General features: G+C 44.8%; 18 protein-coding genes and 2 tRNA genes. 9 read left to right on the top strand and 11 right to left on the bottom strand.

The genetic code is table 11. The annotated features are described in order from the left end of the window. Positions 1–32: 32 nt before the first annotated feature. The 3 genes from SCB77_RS19810 to SCB77_RS19800 form a co-directional block, all read right to left on the bottom strand. Positions 33–1,130, bottom strand: coding sequence for a slipin family protein (locus SCB77_RS19810; protein ID WP_320183738.1), 1,098 nt, complete (start codon positions 1,128–1,130; stop codon positions 33–35). A gap of 340 nt (positions 1,131–1,470) precedes the next feature. Then, positions 1,471–1,530 (bottom strand) — tRNA-OTHER (locus SCB77_RS19805). Positions 1,531–1,537: 7 nt separating this feature from the next. Further along, positions 1,538–1,603, bottom strand: a tRNA-Lys gene (locus tag SCB77_RS19800). Between the two features lie 427 nt (positions 1,604–2,030). Between SCB77_RS19800 and SCB77_RS19795 the strand changes: the two genes are divergently transcribed. The 3 genes from SCB77_RS19795 to SCB77_RS19785 are packed head-to-tail and all read left to right on the top strand — an operon-like array spanning position 2,031 to position 3,606. Next, positions 2,031–3,095 (top strand): helix-turn-helix transcriptional regulator, encoded by a 1,065-nt coding sequence (locus SCB77_RS19795; protein ID WP_320183737.1) that lies wholly within the window; start codon positions 2,031–2,033, stop codon positions 3,093–3,095. A 33-nt stretch (positions 3,096–3,128) separates the two neighbouring features. Next, positions 3,129–3,323, top strand: coding sequence for a hypothetical protein (locus SCB77_RS19790; RefSeq protein WP_320183736.1), 195 nt, complete (start codon positions 3,129–3,131; stop codon positions 3,321–3,323). Between the two features lie 10 nt (positions 3,324–3,333). Further along, positions 3,334–3,606 (top strand): hypothetical protein, encoded by a 273-nt coding sequence (locus tag SCB77_RS19785; RefSeq protein WP_320183735.1) that lies wholly within the window; start codon positions 3,334–3,336, stop codon positions 3,604–3,606. A 45-nt stretch (positions 3,607–3,651) separates the two neighbouring features. Here SCB77_RS19785 and SCB77_RS19780 read toward each other — a convergent pair whose 3' ends face one another. Further along, the gene (locus SCB77_RS19780) at positions 3,652–4,896 is read right to left on the bottom strand and encodes a DEAD/DEAH box helicase (protein WP_320183734.1); all 1,245 of its coding nucleotides are present in this window, start codon (positions 4,894–4,896) and stop codon (positions 3,652–3,654) included. 218 nt (positions 4,897–5,114) lie between these two features. Here SCB77_RS19780 and SCB77_RS19775 point away from each other — a divergent pair, with 218 nt between their 5' ends. Beyond that, complete coding sequence (locus tag SCB77_RS19775; RefSeq protein WP_320183733.1) at positions 5,115–6,200, top strand: mechanosensitive ion channel family protein; 1,086 nt, start codon at positions 5,115–5,117, stop codon at positions 6,198–6,200. Between the two features lie 83 nt (positions 6,201–6,283). On the opposite strand, the gene SCB77_RS19770 is transcribed toward SCB77_RS19775, so the two are convergent. From SCB77_RS19770 to SCB77_RS19750, 5 genes are all read right to left on the bottom strand, one after another. Continuing rightward, on the bottom strand, positions 6,284–7,141 hold the full coding sequence (locus SCB77_RS19770; RefSeq protein WP_320183732.1) for a hypothetical protein: 858 nt from the start codon (positions 7,139–7,141) through the stop codon (positions 6,284–6,286). Continuing rightward, entirely contained in the window at positions 7,141–7,518 is a 378-nt protein-coding gene (locus SCB77_RS19765) for a GntR family transcriptional regulator (RefSeq protein ID WP_320183731.1), read from the bottom strand. Before SCB77_RS19765 ends, SCB77_RS19770 begins: the two co-directional genes overlap by 1 nt. A 1-nt stretch (position 7,519) precedes the next feature. Then, on the bottom strand, positions 7,520–8,326 hold the full coding sequence (locus SCB77_RS19760; RefSeq protein ID WP_320183730.1) for a hypothetical protein: 807 nt from the start codon (positions 8,324–8,326) through the stop codon (positions 7,520–7,522). Next, positions 8,319–9,161, bottom strand: coding sequence for an ABC transporter ATP-binding protein (locus SCB77_RS19755; protein ID WP_320183729.1), 843 nt, complete (start codon positions 9,159–9,161; stop codon positions 8,319–8,321). Before SCB77_RS19755 ends, SCB77_RS19760 begins: the two co-directional genes overlap by 8 nt. Positions 9,162–9,305: 144 nt before the next feature. After that, positions 9,306–9,650 carry a hypothetical protein gene (locus SCB77_RS19750; protein ID WP_320183728.1) on the bottom strand — a complete coding sequence of 115 codons (345 nt, stop codon included), beginning with the start codon at positions 9,648–9,650 and terminating at the stop codon, positions 9,306–9,308. Between the two features lie 260 nt (positions 9,651–9,910). On the opposite strand from SCB77_RS19750, the gene SCB77_RS19745 reads away from it, so the two are divergent. Both SCB77_RS19745 and SCB77_RS19740 read left to right on the top strand, forming a co-directional pair. Continuing rightward, entirely contained in the window at positions 9,911–11,122 is a 1,212-nt protein-coding gene (locus tag SCB77_RS19745; protein WP_320183727.1) for an MFS transporter, read from the top strand. Between the two features lie 463 nt (positions 11,123–11,585). Further along, on the top strand, positions 11,586–13,652 hold the full coding sequence (locus SCB77_RS19740) for a M48 family metallopeptidase (protein ID WP_320183726.1): 2,067 nt from the start codon (positions 11,586–11,588) through the stop codon (positions 13,650–13,652). A 21-nt stretch (positions 13,653–13,673) separates the two neighbouring features. Here SCB77_RS19740 and SCB77_RS19735 read toward each other — a convergent pair whose 3' ends face one another. Both SCB77_RS19735 and SCB77_RS19730 read right to left on the bottom strand, forming a co-directional pair. Next, a complete protein-coding gene (locus SCB77_RS19735; RefSeq protein WP_320183725.1) occupies positions 13,674–14,729 on the bottom strand; it encodes an NAD(P)-dependent alcohol dehydrogenase in 1,056 nt (351 codons plus the stop codon). A gap of 267 nt (positions 14,730–14,996) precedes the next feature. After that, on the bottom strand, positions 14,997–15,470 hold the full coding sequence (locus tag SCB77_RS19730) for an LIC11966 family surface protein (protein WP_320183724.1): 474 nt from the start codon (positions 15,468–15,470) through the stop codon (positions 14,997–14,999). Between the two features lie 330 nt (positions 15,471–15,800). Between SCB77_RS19730 and SCB77_RS19725 the strand changes: the two genes are divergently transcribed. From SCB77_RS19725 to SCB77_RS19715, 3 genes are all read left to right on the top strand, one after another. Beyond that, on the top strand, positions 15,801–16,763 hold the full coding sequence (locus SCB77_RS19725; RefSeq protein WP_320183723.1) for a lipid A deacylase LpxR family protein: 963 nt from the start codon (positions 15,801–15,803) through the stop codon (positions 16,761–16,763). Between the two features lie 418 nt (positions 16,764–17,181). Then, entirely contained in the window at positions 17,182–18,609 is a 1,428-nt protein-coding gene (locus tag SCB77_RS19720; RefSeq protein ID WP_320183722.1) for a 7TM diverse intracellular signaling domain-containing protein, read from the top strand. 383 nt (positions 18,610–18,992) lie between these two features. Beyond that, entirely contained in the window at positions 18,993–20,327 is a 1,335-nt protein-coding gene (locus SCB77_RS19715) for a sensor histidine kinase (protein ID WP_320183721.1), read from the top strand. Positions 20,328–20,348 lie beyond the last annotated feature (21 nt).

Genomic DNA, 20,348 nt, shown 5'->3' with positions numbered 1-20,348 from the left:
TTTATGACCTTGTCACCAAGCTCGCGTCACAATTAGCTCTTGACAAACCATTGCTTTAGCTGATCGATAAGCTGCCCATTTCCGGACAGCGATACCGTACTAATCTTTTCCGAGATCTTCTCCACATACTCCATCTCCTTCAGCTTGAACAGCATAGCATTTTCTTCCATTAGCTTTGCAGTATTCAGCAAGCTTCGCGTCGATGCCGTCTCTTCACGCCGCGTGATGATATTTGCCTGCGCACGCTTCTCGGCAATCAACACCTGATTCATGATATCCCGCACATCACCTGGCAAGATGATATCCTTGATCCCACAGAATTGTATCTCCAACCCGAGCGACGCCGCTTGTACATGCGCTTCGGAGGCAATGAACGTATTCACGTCATCTTTCTTTTCCATGATCTCGTCCAGTGTCATGTGCCCAATGTATGTACGCAGTAACAATTGCATCAACATATAGAGCTGCTTTTCGTGGTCTTTATTCTCCAACAGTGCGCGTACCACATCAAGCACCCTGTAGCGCACGGAAAAGTTCACGCGGATTTGTGCCTTATCCTTCGTCAGTATCTCTTGCCCATTGATGTCTACGGACAACACACGGGTGTCGACCTTTGAAACCGCAATGGCGGTAGCATTCTTCCACCAAGTGTACACGCCACCCTCGAGCACCTGCTGAAACTGCCCATCGATAAATAACAATCCTTTTTCTGCAGGATCCAACTTATACTGCCGCACAAAAGGTGCGAACTCTGGCCACTCCAATAGATTTCTTCCCAGTGCTGATGAAATAACCATCGTCGAGGTATCTTCCATATGGAAACGGTAGTTCCGTAAGCCTTTCCAAAAGATGTAGCGTCCGGCGGTCAAAATCTTTGTAAAGTTCTCGTTGATAAAGACGATGCACAGGCATCCATCGGCAACCTCAACCTGCTCTACCAAGGCTGCGAAGCCTTCGATCTGCAGGAGTACGTCCACATCGTGATTCGTCTGAAATGCCTTTGCCTTATCGTGAAGCTCCAGCTTCTCGCCAAAGCCCAGCCAGTATTTCCCCGATGTAAGTACCCGCTGTACCACTTGATTCTTAACCACAAAACCTACGTGGTTAACAGCTATATGTATTCTTTTCATATCTTCTATTTTTATATTGTTTCATTTATTAAAAAGGTAAGCGATCGTCCGATCCATCGGTCGGCTACGGGATTCAAAAGGAGCCGCCTGCCTTGGTTTGTACTTCTTGTTGACTTCCGTTCTACAGCAGTAAAACGAGTCCACCTATTTTCGAAACAGCATCAAGCAGCTTGTTTTCAATCGCGAAGCAGCTGAACGATTGCAAGAAAGCGCCCAAATACTAGCCGCTAAATTGCCAGATCGACTATCGCCTACCCATTCGTTTTAACTTTTTGATGAAGTTTAACATGTAACCAGATACCCTAGATCTGTGCGATACCATTACGCTATTCTACCGAAGTAGAAGTGGGATTCGAACCCACACTTTGTTGTTTGCTGCTCTAACCTTCTGAGCTATTCCGACAAGTCGGAAGAAGGAATCGAACCTTCGACCCGCAAATGGGGCTGTACTCTAACCCTTGAGCTACTTCTTTCGAAGAGGGGACTCGAACCCCTAACCTCAGCCGTGGTGCCCAAATACGTCGTTACCCCCAGTATATCGTGTCCCAGTGGGATCGACACTATCCTGCCATGCAGAAGCAGATGATGCAGGGTGCAAGTCGGTAATTAAGGCTTCTTTAAGCTCTGATGAGCTATATCTTTAAGCGATTGCTTGTTTTATCAAAGAACGTGGCCATTGCTGACATGACAAAGTTGCGAACAGCTATGCGCAGCAGGACTGCGCAATAAAAAAAACGGACTAGCAACAGCACAACAACAAATTAAACAACTGTAAAACAGATGAATAAAATGAAATGAAATTCACAAGCCATGGTACGAGAGGGTCAACTACGCAGCTATATTGCGTAATTCAGATATTCTTTATAGCTTTAGCTATACAACAGATCGTCATCATTACCCATGTCTACCAACAAAGCTGCACTCATACGTTACAAAACTATAGACAATTGCCTACGCCAAACGCATAGAAAATGGACGCTGGAAGACCTTATCGATCGTGTTTCCGATGCGCTATATGAGTTTGAAGGCATCCACAATGGGGTCAGCAAACGCACCATCCAAAGCGATATACAGGTTATGCGCAGCAATAAGCTCGGCTACAATGCGCCTATCATTGTGTTAAAAAGGAAATACTATACCTACGAAGACCCCGCTTATTCCATCAGCAACTCGCCGCTCACGCACAATGATATGGAGAAAATGAAAGAGGCTGTTGATATTCTCAAACACCTCAACGGATTTGCTCATTTTGAGGAAATGAGCGATATGATCGTGCGCTTAGAGCATAATATGGCTAAACAAGCGAACGATGCTGCAACGAGCATACAACTGGAGAGCAACAGCCTACTGAAAGGGCTCAACTGGATCACACCCATACATCAAGCCATCCGCGAGCGAATACCGCTCCTGATATCATACAAGTCCTTTAAATCCAAGCAGGCTACCGAATCCGTCTACTACCCCTATTTGCTAAAGGAATACCGCAATCGTTGGTTTGTCATTACGAAGCCCAAAAAGGGGCGCATTCTAGTCACCTTGGCCTTGGACCGTATTCTGGACATCCAAGAAATGGCCAAAACGGGCTTTGTCCCATACGAAGGCGTTAGTTTCGACCGTTATTATGCAGACACTATTGGTGTCACCAAGTCCGAGCGCGACCGGGGTCAGCGGGTCACGTTGGAAGTGGATGCCCGAACCGCACCCTACGTGGAGACCAAACCCTTGCATGCATCGCAAGTGGTAGTCAATCGCAGAGAGGACGGCAAGATCATCATCCGATTGGATGTGGTGCTTAATTTCGAGCTGGAGCGTGAGATATTGGGCTTTGGTGAATCTGTACAGGTGCTGTCGCCTAGGTTGTTGCGCAACCGCTTAGCTTCGCGCCTGCGACGTGCCTATAACAATTACAGTAGCGATGACACAAAAAATAACGCACAAACAACCGATCCGCCACCTAATGTATAACGCCTTGAACAAGCAACAATAGTGGTTTGCAGTATGCATAGCAAGGATTTCTCAGGCTCAAAACGTAACATTGCTGAAAAGAAAGAAAAAAACTTGTTTTTTAGCCATTTTTTAGAGATATTCGGTGTAGCAAAACTAACTAACACATTACGTATCATTCTATTATCAAATCAGCGACATGCAGCAGCAGCTCTGTCCGTTGTTGCGAAAAAAGATATTAACCGATAAAGCCTCCGCCATGCAGAACGAAATCACGGACATTTTGTTGCGTTTACAGCAACTATTCCAAAATAATGGGCTAAGTTCTTGGGCCCGCAAAACCGAGCGTACCTTATATCTTGTGCAGGAAAATCAGTATGACCTTGATTTGGTGTTAGACAATTACATTGGTTCGGGGATGGAGTCCCTACAATTTGTCGAGTTGGACGATGAACTGGTAGAAGAGTTGGATCTGCTCTGCAAGGCATTGCTGCAGCAAAACGAACAGCTAAAGCTGCAACGCAATTCGTAACGTTATTCGCCTATTACCAGCTCTCCTACCGTCTATCTTTGTCCCTTACTCCGTTTTAGACTTATTTTCGGGTTTCGGCTTGTTGAACTTCCGAAATTTCTTTTTCTTGTTGTTATTGTTTCCGTTAGGTCGTTTCTTCGCTGTAGGCTCATAAGCAGGCCCCGGGGGAATACCTTCTGGCATTTCTTTCTTGGGAACCTCTTTTTCGATCAATCGTTCGATCCGCCCAAAGCGTCCTTGATCTTTATCATTGATAAAGGTAATGGCCGTGCCGGTGGTTGCCGCTCTGGCTGTACGTCCAATACGGTGCACGTAGTCTTCTGGGTCTGGTGGCACATCAAAATTCACGACCAAGCTGATCCCAACGATGTCGATACCACGCGAAATAACATCCGTACCGACGAGTATGCGCAACCTTTTCGCCTTGAATCGGTGCATAATTTCTTCGCGTTGCGCCTGCTCCAAATCCGAATGAAAACCTTCAGCAGAGAGTCCCATTTTGATAAGTTCCCGAGTCAAACGTTTTACAAGATCTTTTTTCGAGGCAAAGATGATAATACTTTCGTAGCTCGGGTTATCCAATAGCGCTTTTATCAGGGCGATTTTGTTATCATCATACACCAGATAAGCCTGTTGGTCGATCCCTTCGCTAGGCTTCGAGATGGCTACATTGATCTCCTCCGGTTCGTGCAATATTTTCTTGGCTAGCGTCCGGATTTTCGGTGGCATCGTGGCCGAGAAAAGAAGGCTCTGCCTTTTTTTAGGCAAGTAGCTGATGATGCGCATAATATCATCATGAAAACCCATGTCCAACATCCGATCAGCCTCGTCGAGGATAAGATGCTCCAAATGGCTGAAGTCAAATTTGCCGGAAGACATGTGAGCGAGTAAACGCCCAGGAGTAGCTACAATGATATTCACCCCTTCGCGAATAGCACGCTTCTGCTGTTCGTAGCCTATGCCGTCTCCACCACCATACACACAGATGGAAGTGGCGCCCGTAAAATAGCCAAAGCCCATGATCTGTTGGTCGATCTGCAGCGCCAATTCGCGCGTAGGCACCAAAATCAGTGTATTCACGCGCTCCTGCGGATTCTCTGCTATTCGGTTAAGAACCGGTAAAAGATAAGATGCTGTTTTGCCTGTTCCCGTTTGCGCACATGCGATAAGATCATGCTGTTTCAAAATAACGGGTATTGCTTGCGCCTGTATTGGGGTTGCCTCAACAAACCCCATGCTATCAAGGCCTTCCTCTAATGTAGCGGAGAAGCCGAATTCAGTAAATTCCAAATTTTACGTATTGTTTTTTGTTAAAAATAGCGTAATAATTTATCATTAGCAACAGCAAAGCCATTAATAATTATCGGTTTGTGGCTGCTGGCCAACTCGACAAGCTATTCGTGGCGATCGGCAGCGCCGAGCAGCGATGCATAAGATACGAATCTCAATTAATAAAAACAGTCGGCGGAAAGTACCGTTACTTCTATAGAACAACTTAAACAACAGCCATGACACAGTACTTATCACAATTAGCGACGAAGATGCCCGCTTGGGCATGGAATATGGTCGTCATTATCTTTGCGGTATTATTGGGTATACTGGTGAAAGCCATTTTAGTACCGCTCGTGAGGAAACAGTCCAATGCTTACGGCAACTATTCCGTTATTCGATCAGTGATTCGGCATTTCAATAAGATATTCAGTTTTTTTATACCCTTGCTCGTATTCAACGCCCTACTGCCTTTCACGCGCTTCAACAGTGCAACCTTGGCTGTAGTCACCAAGATCACGGAAATCCTTTTTGTTGGCTGTTTCGCGATTATCATTATCCGTTTAATTCGGGTCTTTGAAGATTACCTGTACCATCGCTTTGATGTTAGCAAGGAAAACAACCTGCGAGAACGGAAGATACGCACGCAGATTGTTTTTATCCGAAAGCTCTTGGTCAGTATCATCATCTTGGTGGCTCTTGCCATTGTGCTGTTAAGCTTCGAAAATATGCGCAAAATAGGTGCCGGTTTGCTTACGGGCGTCGGTATTGGCGGTATCATTATCGGTTTTGCGGCGCAGAAGTCATTGGGCAACCTGTTGGCAGGCTTTCAGATCGCGTTCACCCAACCGATACGCATGGACGACGTATTGGTGGTGGAGGGCGAATGGGGGCGCGTAGAGGAGATCAACCTCACCTATGTGGTGGTCGCCATTTGGGATAAACGTAGGCTGGTATTGCCTATTAACTATTTTATAGAGAAGCCTTTCCAGAACTGGACAAGGACCACCGCGGAGATCCTCGGCACCGTTTTTATCTACACAGACTTTACCGTCCCGATTGATAAGTTGCGTGAAAAATTGACCGAACTCCTACACGCCAACAGCTTGTGGGATGGGCAAGTTAATGTTTTGCACGTCACCGATCTGAAGGAAAAAACCATGGAAATACGCTGTTTAATGAGCTGTCGCAACTCAGGGCAAGCATTCGATCTGCGTTGTCATGTGCGAGAGGAAATGATTAAATACATTGCCGAGCATTATCCGGGCAGCCTTTCACAGACACGGGTTAAGCTATCGGGCGAGCAGCAAAACGAAGCTGTTTAAAACCAGGACAAACGACAAAATCCCTTCATGCCGGCGTTCGAGTCGCCGCCGGCATGAAGGGATAGGCTTTTTGCATCGGAGAACTAGTTCCGACTAATGATTTGTCTCAATTGTTGAACGGGCAAGTCAATCGTTGTCTGATCGGATAAATTTCCAGACAAGGTCTTTGATTGCAGACTATCTAGCGTAATACTACTTTTCCCTTCGGTGATGAGGCTCAGCTCATCAAGCATCCAGCGCTTGCCTTTGCTAGGAAAACTGACCTTCGAGTTTTTCGCCAACAGGGATAGCTTTTTCAAATCATGAGGCCCCAGATTTACCTCACTACTATCGACATCCAATGACAAACGTCTTACCGAATAATTAACGTTCTCTTCCCGATTATCTGTGTTCATTGCTATTTTCGATTTCTTCAGATTCAAGTATAAATCATCGATTTTAGTACCTGAGCTTAACTGAAATCCCGATAAATTATCACCCTGAACAGTAAGGCTATCCGTTTCAATTTTAGTTTGAACATCCACATCTTTCAACTCAAGGTTATGCACGTTTGGCGTAAAAAGGTATACCGTATTAAAGTAGTATTCAGCGGACTCTTCTCCGTGAATAATCAATGTACCCTTGTCATCAACTTCAAACTTAAGTTTTACCTCCCTATTTTTTTCCAGTTTCAATGCGTGCTTATCACTTTTCACAATGATCAGGCTAATCGGTCCCCGACGTCCTTCGCCCAGCAGCCGCACTTTATCGAATGCCTTTAGGGGCGTTGTTTGCAGGTACACATCCTCTCCTTCGAGCGAGGTAGCTTCGCGATCCATATCCTTTTGGTAATCGACGACATCAACGCGATTTTCCATGACCGTAAATGACATAATAGCAATGGGCACAACGAACAGCGTAATGCCTAATATGATCAATAATTTCGAACTCGTTTTCATCATCAATTTTGGTTAAAATTTTCATTAATAAACGTTTGATAGCGTTTCTGTAGCTCCTCGAGACCGATATCCAACAAATAAATGTTACGGAATAACTGCGGTAGTTCCTCTTCCAGAAACATCGCTTTTCTATAAGCCTTTACCTGTGCCACAGCATCTGTCGTTAGGAAAAAACCTATCCCCCTTTTGTTGGCGATAATCGCTTTTTGTTGGAGCAGGTCATAGGTGCGCATAACCGTATTGGGGTTTACCTCCAGTTGCACAGCCAAATCGCGTACTGAAGGCACCTTCTCTTCATCTTTCCAAGTGCCCAGCATAATATGTTCACAAACATGCTCGGCAATCTGCACATATATTGCCTTATTTGCGCTAAAATCCATGTTAAACCTCCTTTTCCTTTAATCGGAGAAAAGCTATTCCCCACAATATCAACGTCACCAAAATACCCACAAGCAAGCACAGTTGTAAAGGATTATCTTCGTTTTCAAAAAAGGCACTTTGCCGCACCGTTACTGAACCATCGGTCAAGGCCTTCATAATGTACACCGTCCCCAAGCTCCATATGGCGATATAGGCAATCAAGACAACTGCTGTTTTTACGTAATGGAAATTACGGTATGCAATAGAGCCCAACAGGAAGATAGCATTCAGCAAAAAGGGTAAAAAGAATAGATACCGAACTCGTTCCTGATGTCTATAATGTGCTGTAATATACGCCAAGCTATGGTCAATATTTTTTATTTCATCGGCATGAATCATGGCCGAAGAAGTCGCTTGATTACGTAAATAGCTTACAAAAGCCAAATCGATCAACCAAAAAACAGCGATAAAGGATAGCATACAAACGACAACACTGTAAAGCATAGCCGTCAAAAATTTTTCCAGACGCGATGCCGGAATCAGCAACTCAAAGATAGCTTTGGATTTTTGGCCATAATCAGAGAAATAGCTCGCGGAAATGATTGTTACAAAGAACAAGCCCAATAAAATAAAAAGAGGCATCCTAAAATCAAGCAATCCCGAGGGAATATAGTCTACAGCAATACGAAACTCATAGAGCGCATAACCATAGAAGGCCGCAATTACGCCCGCTGCGATACCTATAGACATCAGGTATATTTTGCCAAAGCTGATCCACTGTCGTGTTACCAGCGCAAAAAAACGATTTGTTTGAAAAGTATTAGACATAAGTGGGTTGCGTTAAAAGGTTGGTAATTACGCCCTGTTTTTGAGATACGGCGTTAAAGAGCAGTTCAAGATCTAGCTTGGAGTCTTCCGCAAAGGTATTCACCTGAATGCTGTTGTAGCCCCCTAGTGCCGCTTCTGCATAGACAACATCTGCGGGTAGCTCTTTCACCTTCTTAAAGCAAAGGCGTTCCGTTAAGGTAGCAACGGAAGCATTCACGGCTACGCGATGCTCGTCCAAAATAATGACCGAGTCGATCAGATTGTCCAAGTCGCGAACTTGATGGGTAGAGATCAGGATGCAGCGCTCCTCGGTAAGGGCAGAAGCCATTATCTTACGAAACTGCACCTTCGACGGGATATCCAATCCGTTGGTCGGCTCATCCATAATCATCAGCTTGGTATTGCTGGCTAAGCCAAAAGATATCAGGTATTTCTTTTTCTGCCCGTAGCTCATATCTGCGATACGTTGATTCAGCGGTATTTCAAATTCGCCCAATAGCTCTTTGAAATACTGTATGTCAAAATTTGGATAGAATGGCGCATTGGCGCGGATAAACTTGTCGGACAGTACGGCCGGCAGGTAAAATTCCTCGGGTATAAACGTGATCTCCTTCAGCAGCGATGGCTCTCGCTTTCTAGGATCGTGCCCCAGCACCGCAATGGAGCCCTTGTTGGGATAAACCAAACCGGCAATATTCTTTAGCAAGGTCGACTTGCCTGCACCATTTTTCCCCAACAAGCCATAAATGTGGCCTTGCTCGAGCTGCAGGTCCATCTGCTTGAACAAAGGACGACCTTTGTTGTAGCTAAAATTTAGATCTTGGATAGCTATCATACTAGTGTACTATTTAAATAATACACTAATATAGATAAGGTTTTTTAAAAACAAAATTTTCTGTCTATTTTTTTTACAATAACTGAAAAGGGCATCGCCTTTTTTTGCGATGCCCTTTTCAGTTACTAGACTGTCGTTAAAGAACTAGTCTTTCTTTGCTTTACGTTCTTCGACATATTTTGCATACAACGGCTTCTGCTCTTCTGTCAAGGTCTCAATGATCTTTGCATCAGCACTAGCTGCTAACGCTTCGGCTTGTTGCTTAGCCACATCTTCCGCAATGGTGGTATCCGCTTTAAGTGCCCATTTTGCTTTGGTATGCTCTAAAACGATATCATACACTGCTGTTTGCTGCTCTGGAGTCAAGGTAACCTTCTCCGTGATTTTTTCTACTTTTGCTTTTGCTTTGTCTTCAGGTGTACCCTCTTGGGCGAATGTAAGTGTTAATGCAAACAATAAACTTAAACCTGTCAAAATTAACTTTTTCATACTTTTATTACTTTAATCAATCAATACAATTATTTACTCTTTTCTTATCAAACGCATCAACAGAAGAAATAGTTTAGCAATCGTATCAGGTATGTTACAAATTAACAGTCTTTAACAAAAATCAATTGATATTCGATAAATAAAGGCAAACGCACCTGTACATCCCAATGGGGGTCATCAATCAATTTGTGATTTTCAGATGATCAAAGTACTTTCAAGAATAACGTTGCATTGGTACTTTTGCGGTATTACATTTGAACATGAAGATCTACAATAGCAAGCACGAGTCCATTGCCCTTTTTTCTACCTTTCTTTTAATTCCCTTGTCTGGATTGGCCACCGATATCTACCTACCCTCTTTTCCGGATATGCAAAAAGCATTTGCCGTATCCAGTACGGGCATACAGATGACCTTAAGTTACTTCCTGATCAGCTACGGGCTATCCATGCTTTTTGTAGGCCCCTTGGTGGATAGTTTTGGCCGATACAAACTGGTTTTAATAGCGCTATTGATTTTCGCTGGTACCAACTTTGCTTTAGCACTTTCGCCAAACATACAGTTCGTTTACGCTATGCGCATCCTACAAGGGATCTGCACTGCTTTCATCGTCGTTGGAAAACGAGCTTTTCTTGTCGACATCTTTTCCGGAAAGAAGCTGCAAGGCTATATGTCTATGCTATCGATCATCTGGGCAATAGCTCCGATCACGGCACCTTTCATTGGTGGCTATCTGCAGCAGCTATGGGGTTGGCAGGCGAACTTCCACCTGTTGGGAATATATGCTATCTTGGTTTTATTGCTGGAGCTGATCTTTTCCGGAGAAGCCTCGCGTGCGCTAAAGCCTTTTCACCCACAACAGATTTTAACATCCTATAAAGCTGTCCTTCAAGCGCCCGACTTCTTCCTTGGCTTATTTGTCTTGGGAACGGCCTATTCCATGATTATGGTATTCGCGATGTCCGCGCCTTTTTTGGTAGAAAACCATTTTGGGTTTTCATCGGTAGAAACCGGCTATTGCGCGCTGCTATCTGGTGTTGGGGTGATGATGGGTGGTTTTCTAGGCAAAGCAAACATCCACAAGCCTCTCGTCAAAAAGCTTGCCTCTGCTATCCTATCCATCATGTTTATGGCTATCGTTATGTATTTTAACGGGGCATACAGCAAGAGCATCGTTTGGTTGATGTTGTTCGTACTTTGCCTCCACACCGCTTCCGGCTTTATATACAATTCCTACTTCACCTATTGCTTAACGCGTTTTCCGCAGTATGCGGGTGTTTCAAGCGGATTGACTAGCGGTGGCAGTTACCTGTTCACGTCCCTACTCAGCTATGCCATGGTCTCGATATTGGCAATCAACAACCAATCGCAACTAGCTTTCAGCTATTTCGGCTTTGCCCTGCTTATTGGTGCCGCGTGGGTTCCATTGAGCCTTGTTTTTCGAAAGCGCAATCCGGCGAAGCAGCAAGTCTAGCGCAGCAGCTTCTGCAATTGGGAACGGCCGCCGCTCCTGCGCCGAGGCGAAATCCATCAGCCCATTAAATAGAGAAAGGTTTCCATCCGGGCGAATGGAAACCTTTCAAAACCAATTATAACTTACCGCCATGCTCATAGCGGCCTGAATTATGAACTGTTAAATTCGGATTTACTTTTCACATTTGCAAATTTTATTTAAAGATTTTTTCAGGCAGCTGCTTTTGAAGTGTTCAAGAAGGTTTGTTACCCGCGATATGTAACAGACATCTTTCTATTCCGCTTGCAGCTAACGAGCCTATCTGGGCAAACGCAGCTGAATGACCGTCCTGTGTAATCGGTTTTTTCCATGACAAAACCCCTGTTAAATAATTATTATAAATTTGTAATAATTATCCAAACTGCTGCAAAACTTTCTATATTCGTCTTACAGTTATTCATATCATCATTAACCTGCTGCAATTATGTATATCGAACCCTCCGCGAGCTTTAAAGCAAGCGCTCGAAAAACCATCGTGTCTATTGTTATTTTCGCTATCACCTATATCCTGCTGTTGATCATTGCTGTAGGCATTACCATCGGTTTCGGCGTTTTGGGGATTTGGATCTTTACCCTTCACCCGGCAATCTACACAGGCATCATCTGTTTAGGGCTGATAGCCTCAGGTTTAACGGTTCTTTTCTTCTTGGTCAAGTTTGTTTTTGCATCGACGAAAGTTGATCGAAGCAACCTGATTGAAATCAATCGAGAAGATCAGCCAGGGCTGTTCCATTTGATCGACGAGGTCGTGCAAAAGGTCGACACACAATCGCCTAAAAAAGTTTTTCTAGACGCAGATGTCAACGCATCGGTTTTCTACGATTCTAATTTCTGGAGCATGTTTCTTCCTATTCGCAAGAACCTTCTGATCGGCATGGGGCTCATCAACACGACTACCGAGCAGGAGCTCAAAGCCATATTGGCTCATGAGTTTGGCCACTTCTCCCAACGCAGCATGAAAGTTGGCAGCTATGTATACCATGTCAATAAGATTATTTACAACATGCTGTACAACAATGTATCGCTTAACACGATGTTGGAAAAATGGGCCAATATCGGTGGTTCGGCAACCATTTTCATCGGTATTTCCCTCTTCATCATCAGGCAGATACAGGCCGTACTCCAAAAGTTGTACAGCTATGTAAACCACAACTACCTTGCACTATCCAGGGAGATGGAATTTCATGCAGACGAGATTGCCGCCCACGTTGCCGGATCAAAGGCCTTAGGCGACTCCCTTTTGCGTCTTACACTTGCCAACCATGCCTTCCAAGGTGTGTTGGCCTTCTATCAAAGTAAAATCAACCAACAGGTTCGCAGCCAAGATATTTACCCCGAGCAGCAGTTTGTTTTGGCCGAGCTAGCCAAGCAGCATAGCTTCAAAATGCAAGATGGGCTTCCCGTCATCGAGCTTCATCAATTGGCGCGCATGTACCGCTCACAATTAAACCTTGACAATCAGTGGGCATCACACCCCTCCGATGAAGATCGTGTCAAAGCACTACATAAGCTCAATATTGTGGTCACCGACAGTGTTAATACGCCCGCAATGGACCTACTGCATGACGCCGCATCGATTCGTGCGCGTATTGCGCGTTCGCTCTTTAACGATAATTACTACACGGCGACACCTAGCACCTACTCCTTTAGCGAATTTCAACAGCACTTCTTAGATTTTGCCAATAAAGAAAACTTGGATCAGCAATTTAATGGGTACTACGATCAGCACGATATCGATGAAACGGCAATGCCCTCTTTGCCGATTGGAGACAGCACAGCTAGTTTTGAAGATCTATACAGCGATGCCAAATTAGAAACCCTAAATGAGCTGATTGCCCTACAAAATGACCGCTCGGTTTTGCAGGCTATCCAAGATGGGCACATCGTGGTAAAAACCTTCGACTATTGCGGCATAAAATACTTTGCCAACCAAACGGCAACTGTGCTGCGACAAATTGATGCCCGCATTTCCTTACTAGAAGATGAGGTGGCACAACATGACAAACGTATCCATCTTTATTTCAGATCCCAAGCCATCAATCAGGCACAAGAAGAAGTATTTCAGGAACGCTTCCGTCGCTATAGCGAAGCGAAAAATCTATTGGAGGAAAATAGCAAACTTGTCAACGAGCTTTCTGAGGACACTTCTTTTATGTTTGAGCGCCATGAACATCAAGACATCGAAGCACGATTGCGTGATTTTGCAAGAAAGGAACCGCGGCTTAAAGAAGCATTGCGCGCGTTACTGTCGCATGCCGACATCCATTCCGAATTGGATGATGCCCTAAAGAACGATCTGGAAAAATATACCGAACACCAACTGACCTATTTCCATGTGGACGAGTATGACAACGATAATTTGGGGTTGATGATGAATGCGATTACACAATTGGGGATTCTCTCGCAACGTCATGTATTCCTGTCGAAAAAGCAGCTATTGAACTTTTTCTTGCAACTGCAGGAAAACAGGTTAAAGCAGGGGGTTTCATAAAACCACCCTGCTTCGTATCTTTTATTTTTCAATCGATGCCATATCAATAACAAATCGATATTTCACATCGCTGTCTAGCACGCGCTGGTAGGCTTCGTTGACGTAATCGATATCAATCAGTTCGGTTTCGGGCAGAATATTGTGCTGCGCACAGAAATCGAGCATATCCTGTGTTTCCTGAATACCACCGATACTAGATGCCGTCAAAATCTTGTTTCCGCCCATAATGGAGCGTCCGTTGATTTCCATGGGCGCCGCCGGAATGCCCACACAGATGTGTACACCCCGCGTTTTGAGCAAGCTGAGGTAAAGGTTATAGTCGTGAGGCACCGACACCGTGTCGATGATAAAGTCGAAGTACGATTTTCGGCTATCCAGTTCATCGGCCTCTTGGGTATTTAAAAAGTGGTGAGCGCCCAATAGTGCCGCATCATCTCTTTTACGTGGCGAATGACTGATCATGGTCACCTCTGCCCCCATCGCCACGGCGATTTTCACCGCCATATGTCCTAAACCACCCAATCCAAGTACGCCTACCTTATGTCCAGCTCCTACCGCCCAACGCTTCAGCGGTGAATAGGTCGTTATGCCGGCACACAACAAGGGTGCTACCTTTTTAATATCCAATGATTCGGGAACGCGTAACACAAAGTTGGCATCCGCAACGATATTATTGCTGTACCCTCCAAAGGTAATGCTGTTGTCGTGCATCACATCCTTGCTGTTGTAGGTCCATACCGTTTTCTTGGCTTGGCAAAACTGCTGTTGATCATCTTTGCAGTTCTCACATTCGCCGCAGGAGGCCACCATACAGCCCACGCCCGCCAAGTCGCCGATCTTGAACTTGGTTACTGCCGTACCTACAGCTTTGATCTTGCCTACAATTTCATGTCCCGGCACGATGGGGTATTGCGTGCCACCCCACTCATCGTGCACTTGGTGAATGTCCGAGTGACAAATACCACTGTACAAGATATCGATCAACACATCATTCGGTTCGAGCGCTCTACGTTCAAATTCCCAATATTCAAGTGGCGAGTCGCTGCTTTTAGCGGCGTATCCTTTTGATTTAATCATAGTGTGTGAATTATATTATGCTGGGACAGCAGTAAAAATCAAGTGCAGCTGCCGACCAGCAATACAAATATAGCAGAGGAAAAAGAAGGAAAGCAAGCAAAGGTCTAGGAAAAACCCTAATATTTACATCAAGAAAACAATACCTGCGAGCTTTAAGGTATCATTGTGCACGGCACAAAAACAAGCGTCCCCCGCCAAGTTCTGTGGCGAGGGACGGCTCAGCGTCTAAAAAGCAATCCGCTGCGCGTGCGGTATCCCGTTGGGCGTCTACTTTTTATAGGATTGCTCAAATTTATCGGATGCTTCATTGACGCCTTTGGCCATATCTTCGAAAGCAGCATTAATATTACCCAACAGCTGCGCTTCTTTGTCGGCATCTGCAGCAGTACCTGTTTTTCGGATATCGATCAATTTCGGGTAGTCCTCGGTCACAATTTTTTGGTAACCCTTCAAGCCATTTAGCACGGCCTGCTGGAAAGCAGCGTCACCATTGAAATCGCCTAGATCTTCCACCTTTTTGATGTCCTCGTTCACGGACTTCTCCCAGCCTAGGCGCACCTCCTCCGCTTTTGCATAGTCGGCCGCATTCATAGCTTCGTTCATCAGTGTTACCTGCCGTTCACTGTCGTTGATTACCGAGATAATGGCATTGTTGTAAGCTACCGGATCTTTACTACCACCGCAGCTCGCTAAAAACAAAACGGCGGAACAAATTGCTGTTGAAATGAAATTTCTGATCATATGTATTGTTATTTAATTTACTTTTTTTGTTATCGAAACAGCTCCTAGCCAATCGAACAACACAAAAATACGCAGTGCCAATAGGAACTCCTATCACCGAAACCAGTGATTTAAGCAGTATCTGCCCAGAAAGGTTCATGCTACCCTCGCTTGCTGTTTTTACTTTCTATCCCGGTTGTGCATTTCCATGTTTTACAACAAAAAAATGGTGGCATGTCCTAAAACAAACCGTAATAATACGTACATTACGGCGTTTTAAACAACAGAACCAAGTTGAAACATATGTATATGCATCATACGTTTATTTTCGTTTTATCTTAAAAGTGCTGCGTGAGAGAGAGCCTTAGAAAGTTTCTGCTGTTTGTACTGTTGCACGCCTGTTCCATTTGGGTTCTTCAAGCACAAGAATATAAAAACGAATTTGGTATCCAAAGTGACAACGATGCCTACCTTTGGTATGGGCAGGATCGCTATTACACCAACGGATTCTTCATTTCCTATAGGCATGCTCCTGATCAAAGCAAATTTAGAACCCGCAAGCTGGAGAAGGTAGTCTATAGCTTCAGCATTGGGCAGCAAATGTACACGCCCTTCTCTGGCTTTGTGCCCGAGCGCGAGCTTCAAGATCGGCCTTTTGCAGGTTATCTGTTTGGCCGTGGGCAGGTCAACTTTCTGTATAAGAACGAACAGGTGCTAAAGGTTGGCTTATCACTAGGTACCGTGGGGCCAAATTCGTTCGCCCGCGAAGCCCAAAATCTGCTCCACAATACTATTGGTCTATATAGCACGAGTGGTTGGGACGACCAAATCGGAAACAGCCCCGCCTTCAACCTGCATAGTGCGTATGCCGCTCTGATCTACCGACGAAGTAACGACTCTTTCGACCTTTCTTTGGAGAGCCATCTCGACCTCGGCACCACCTTTACCGGCATGGGCGCCGGTCTACTTTTTCGAATCGGCGACATCAACCAATTTTTTCACAGCGCTTACCATCAGGCCAGAGTGGGACACAACGGCAACATTAAAGCGGCCACCGAGCGAGAGTTTTACTTCTATGCCAAGCCGCAGCTCCATTATGTAGCCTACGATGCCACCATACAGGGCAGTTTTTTTGTCGACAATAGTCCGGTCACTTTTGCCGTCCGTCCCTTGGTGTTCGAACAAAAAATCGGAGTAAACTATAGCAGTAGACGGTTTAGCCTGGACTATTCCCTTACCTTCCGCTCCAAAGAGTTGCAGAGCCCCGCCAGGCAACACCAGTTCGGCACCATCAGCAGCAGCTATAGATTTTAAGCATCATATTTTCTTTAAGGGGTATGAACATGATTCCGTTCGGCAGAACGGATCTGGGCAAGGACGTTTTAGACGCTGCCGCCGAGCGGCAGCAGCGAACCTAAAATGATTTTCATAGGACCTGTTAAATGGTTTTTCAGTGAAAGGAAGGTTACGTGTATTTTCTCCTATTTTTGGTTTGGCAAAACCCTTACTAACTGCCTCAAATGTACAGGACAGCCTCAAAAACAAACCTATACCAAAGTATAGTATTTACTAGCCGGGGGTATAATTCTCAAAAACAGCCATTTCCCTAAGTATTCTCATAAAAGTGAAAAAACAGGCCTCAAACAGCTATAGCGCCAACAGTTCTTGTAAAATATTACTATTTTTGGCGGTCTTCAAAGACCTAACTATAGATTTTTTATTTAGAATAACGATGCGACCTTTATATTTTGTTCTTTGTGCTTGCCTACTTATTACATTAAGTTTTCTTAAGACAGCTGCCTTCGCGTTTAAGGCCGAAACGACGGATAAAGACTTGCCGGCTATAGACGTCGCTGCTGCGACACCGAGAGAGGATGCCACAGTAACACAAGCGCAGATAGAAGCCAGCGGCATTAAAGGACTGATACCTGCTGCCCTCCGCGGGCGCCCGCTCATCTTACAGATACCTTCCGCACGATTGCACCACTATGATGTTTTTTTGAAGGAAGATGGTATATGGACAAAACAAACACTTGCCAACGATAACGAAACCAGCCATTTCCCGAGTCGGTTTCCCCGTTTCGCAATTGAAACAAACGACTCCATCTATTACTTAAGATTTAAAGACCATACCTTAAAAATTCCGCAGGTGCAACTCGAAGATCAGCTACAGTTCACCAGTTTGGAATCCATGCGTCTATTCCGCATAGGGCTCTACTATGGTTTAGCCATTATGTCGGTGGTCTTTAATTTTGTTTTCTACCTCATTTTTAAGGACCGAAGGTTCATCACCTACTGTCTGCTGCTCTTGACCACATTTATTTCCTTTTTCTATGAGGATGGGATGTTCTACTTCTTCTCCAATGGGCGCTGGACACTAGACTATTTAATGGTATGGAACAATTCTGTGACCGCACTCATTGCCATTCCGTTTACAAAATACTTTTTGGATCTGCATACTTTCTTTCGCAAGTACCGCGCCTGGTATCTGTACGGATCTATCTCTTTACTTTTGGCAGCACTGCTGTTCACCTTCACTGACCACATTATCTTTTACGCAACGGTTTATATACTGTGCTTTTTACTTGCCGGATCCTGTATCGTACTGGCGGTAAAACAATTTAAGCAAGATGTTTATGCACGCTTTTTGGTACTAGCTTTCGGCCTTGTTATTGTTACGGCGATCCTGTATGTGCTCTACACCCATATAGATTCCGAGACCTACCACCTGTTTGACTTAGGTACTTTCCGGCTGGTCAGCGCCTTAGAGATCATCAGTGTCAGCTTTGCGATCATCTATAAAGTAAGAGCCTTGCAGGATGAAAACGAAAAAAACAGGCAAGAACTGGACAAGTACTTGCGCTCCATCGAACAGGTAGGAACATTGGACGATCCGCTAAACACCTTAAGCGCTGCGGCAGACCCGCTGCGGGAAACAAATTTAGAACAGCGTATTTCTGTCGGCGACAGACTGAAAGAACAATATGACCTTACAGAGCGCGAATTGGAGGTATTGCTATGCATTTGGGATGGATTAACAAACAAGGAAATTGCCGACAAGCTCTTCATCACCGTGAGTACAACGAAATATCATATTGGGAATCTGTATGTGAAGCTCGACGTGAAGAACCGGAACCAAGTACAGACGCTGCGCGACTAAGTGCCGTTTCATCCAGCGCTGATAATTATGTAAATATAAACGTAATAACCGCAAGATAAATCAAGAGGACCTAGTTATTTATGCAACTCACTGCGCAGATATGTCCTTCGTTTAGCTGCAACATGCTGAGCGAGGTTACTTTTCTTCTTGCCCATCGGCAATGCCCGATGCTTTTCCTCTTCTTTCCTACCGAAACACATGCAAAATCTCATTATCAACTACTTAAATTTCAGATGATCCATTAAGGTCATCTATTCTTTCCTGAAAAAATAGTACCTTTGCTTAGAGATTCTTGCTCGTTTCATCAAAACGCCTACAAAAAGACAGGAGCAGAGTGTTGTAAAAGCTGTAATTATAACTATACAATCAAGATAGAATTATATATGAGTAGATCGCAAGGATGGTGGGCACCTATGGCAAGGTTATGGCAGCGCATCGAATCTGTGGGGGTTACCCCAGAAATGTCTTATCTGCAAAACCGGCGACTGAAGATGGTCAACCTGATTGCGGTATCGGCTTTTGTGGGATCACTTTGCTATGGTGTAGGCAATATCCTTGGTGGACAGCACCCCATACTCTCAATTGTGGACATATTTTACGCCCTGGGGACCTTATTCGTCTTCAAATTGCATCGAGAGTACCTTTATGCCGAAGCTAAAGTTTACCTATTGATCATCAGCTCATTGTTCCTGATCACCATCAATTTCCTTTCCTATAATATTGCTGAATATTACCTGCTTTGCGTGCTGATTGTTAGCATCCTCGTTTTCCATCGGATCTGGGTGCAGGCCGTTATTTGTGGTAGCTTAGTTATTGCCATCCTCGTGCCCAAGTTCTTCGCGGACGACCTCCCCTATTCCTTTGCCGTGGGCGAAGACCGACTTTTGGTGAATGTACCTATAGCCATCCTCTTTATCTTTATTTTGGTTCGACACTTTAAATCGATTCAGCAGAGCTATCAGGAGGAAATCGAAAAACAGCAAATTCATTTGGAAGAGCTCAACCGTGATAAAGAGCAGCTTTTTGCTATCGTGGCGCACGACATCCGTTCTCCGCTGGTTGCCACATCTCAAATTTTACAAATGCTGTGTCAGGAAGAAACGGATGAACTACTAAAGAAAAGAGCGATCCAGCAGATCAATGCCCAGCTGCAAGCCATGACAGAAAACGTGGACAACCTCCTGCACTGGAGCTCCCAAAATCTCAAAGGTTTAGTTAGCAGGCCGCTTCATTTTCCCGTAGAGCAATTGCTATCGCAGGTTTTGCAGGGCATGAAAACGCAGACCTCGGAAAAGAACGTGACATTTGAGACACACAATCCCCAAGCCCTTGCAATGTTTGCCGACTTAGAGCAGATACGCATCATCCTGCGGAACATCTTAAACAATGCCATCAAATTCAGCTACGAAAATGGATTGATCGAAATTACGGTGGAGCAAAGCGACGCGCAGGTTCAAATTTCGGTCAAAGATTCGGGCGTCGGGATGTCTAGCAAAAAGGTGAAAGAATTGTTCAGCCACCCGCAGCACCCCAGCTATGGCACCTCTGGCGAACGCGGCACGGGCTTAGGCTTGGTTTTGGTGAATAATTTGGTACAAATTAATCAAGGAACGATCAAGGTGTTGAGTCGAGAAAATGTAGGCACCACCGTGCAGTTGTTGTTTCCCTTAGGCAAAATCGCCGAGGCACGACAAACGGTAGCAAACGCCATGTCTTAATGCGATAACAAACAGCGAGGA

This window comes from Sphingobacterium bambusae (assembly GCF_033955345.1).
Classification (GTDB): Bacteria; Bacteroidota; Bacteroidia; order Sphingobacteriales; family Sphingobacteriaceae; genus Sphingobacterium; species Sphingobacterium bambusae.
This window is presented reverse-complemented; position numbering and strand designations above follow the sequence as displayed.

Excerpts from the sequence above, each read along its gene's own strand:
- SCB77_RS19810 (WP_320183738.1), bottom strand. The coding sequence starts at position 1,130 with ATGAAAAGAATACATATAGCTGTTAACCACGTAGGTTTTGTGGTTAAG.
- SCB77_RS19795 (WP_320183737.1), top strand. The coding sequence starts at position 2,031 with ATGTCTACCAACAAAGCTGCACTCATACGTTACAAAACTATAGACAAT.
- SCB77_RS19790 (WP_320183736.1), top strand. The coding sequence starts at position 3,129 with ATGCATAGCAAGGATTTCTCAGGCTCAAAACGTAACATTGCTGAAAAG.
- SCB77_RS19785 (WP_320183735.1), top strand. The coding sequence starts at position 3,334 with ATGCAGAACGAAATCACGGACATTTTGTTGCGTTTACAGCAACTATTC.
- SCB77_RS19775 (WP_320183733.1), top strand. The coding sequence starts at position 5,115 with ATGACACAGTACTTATCACAATTAGCGACGAAGATGCCCGCTTGGGCA.
- SCB77_RS19770 (WP_320183732.1), bottom strand. The coding sequence starts at position 7,141 with ATGATGAAAACGAGTTCGAAATTATTGATCATATTAGGCATTACGCTG.
- SCB77_RS19765 (WP_320183731.1), bottom strand. The coding sequence starts at position 7,518 with ATGGATTTTAGCGCAAATAAGGCAATATATGTGCAGATTGCCGAGCAT.
- SCB77_RS19760 (WP_320183730.1), bottom strand. The coding sequence starts at position 8,326 with ATGTCTAATACTTTTCAAACAAATCGTTTTTTTGCGCTGGTAACACGA.
- SCB77_RS19755 (WP_320183729.1), bottom strand. The coding sequence starts at position 9,161 with ATGATAGCTATCCAAGATCTAAATTTTAGCTACAACAAAGGTCGTCCT.
- SCB77_RS19750 (WP_320183728.1), bottom strand. The coding sequence starts at position 9,650 with ATGAAAAAGTTAATTTTGACAGGTTTAAGTTTATTGTTTGCATTAACA.
- SCB77_RS19745 (WP_320183727.1), top strand. The coding sequence starts at position 9,911 with ATGAAGATCTACAATAGCAAGCACGAGTCCATTGCCCTTTTTTCTACC.
- SCB77_RS19740 (WP_320183726.1), top strand. The coding sequence starts at position 11,586 with ATGTATATCGAACCCTCCGCGAGCTTTAAAGCAAGCGCTCGAAAAACC.
- SCB77_RS19735 (WP_320183725.1), bottom strand. The coding sequence starts at position 14,729 with ATGATTAAATCAAAAGGATACGCCGCTAAAAGCAGCGACTCGCCACTT.
- SCB77_RS19730 (WP_320183724.1), bottom strand. The coding sequence starts at position 15,470 with ATGATCAGAAATTTCATTTCAACAGCAATTTGTTCCGCCGTTTTGTTT.
- SCB77_RS19720 (WP_320183722.1), top strand. The coding sequence starts at position 17,182 with ATGCGACCTTTATATTTTGTTCTTTGTGCTTGCCTACTTATTACATTA.
- SCB77_RS19715 (WP_320183721.1), top strand. The coding sequence starts at position 18,993 with ATGAGTAGATCGCAAGGATGGTGGGCACCTATGGCAAGGTTATGGCAG.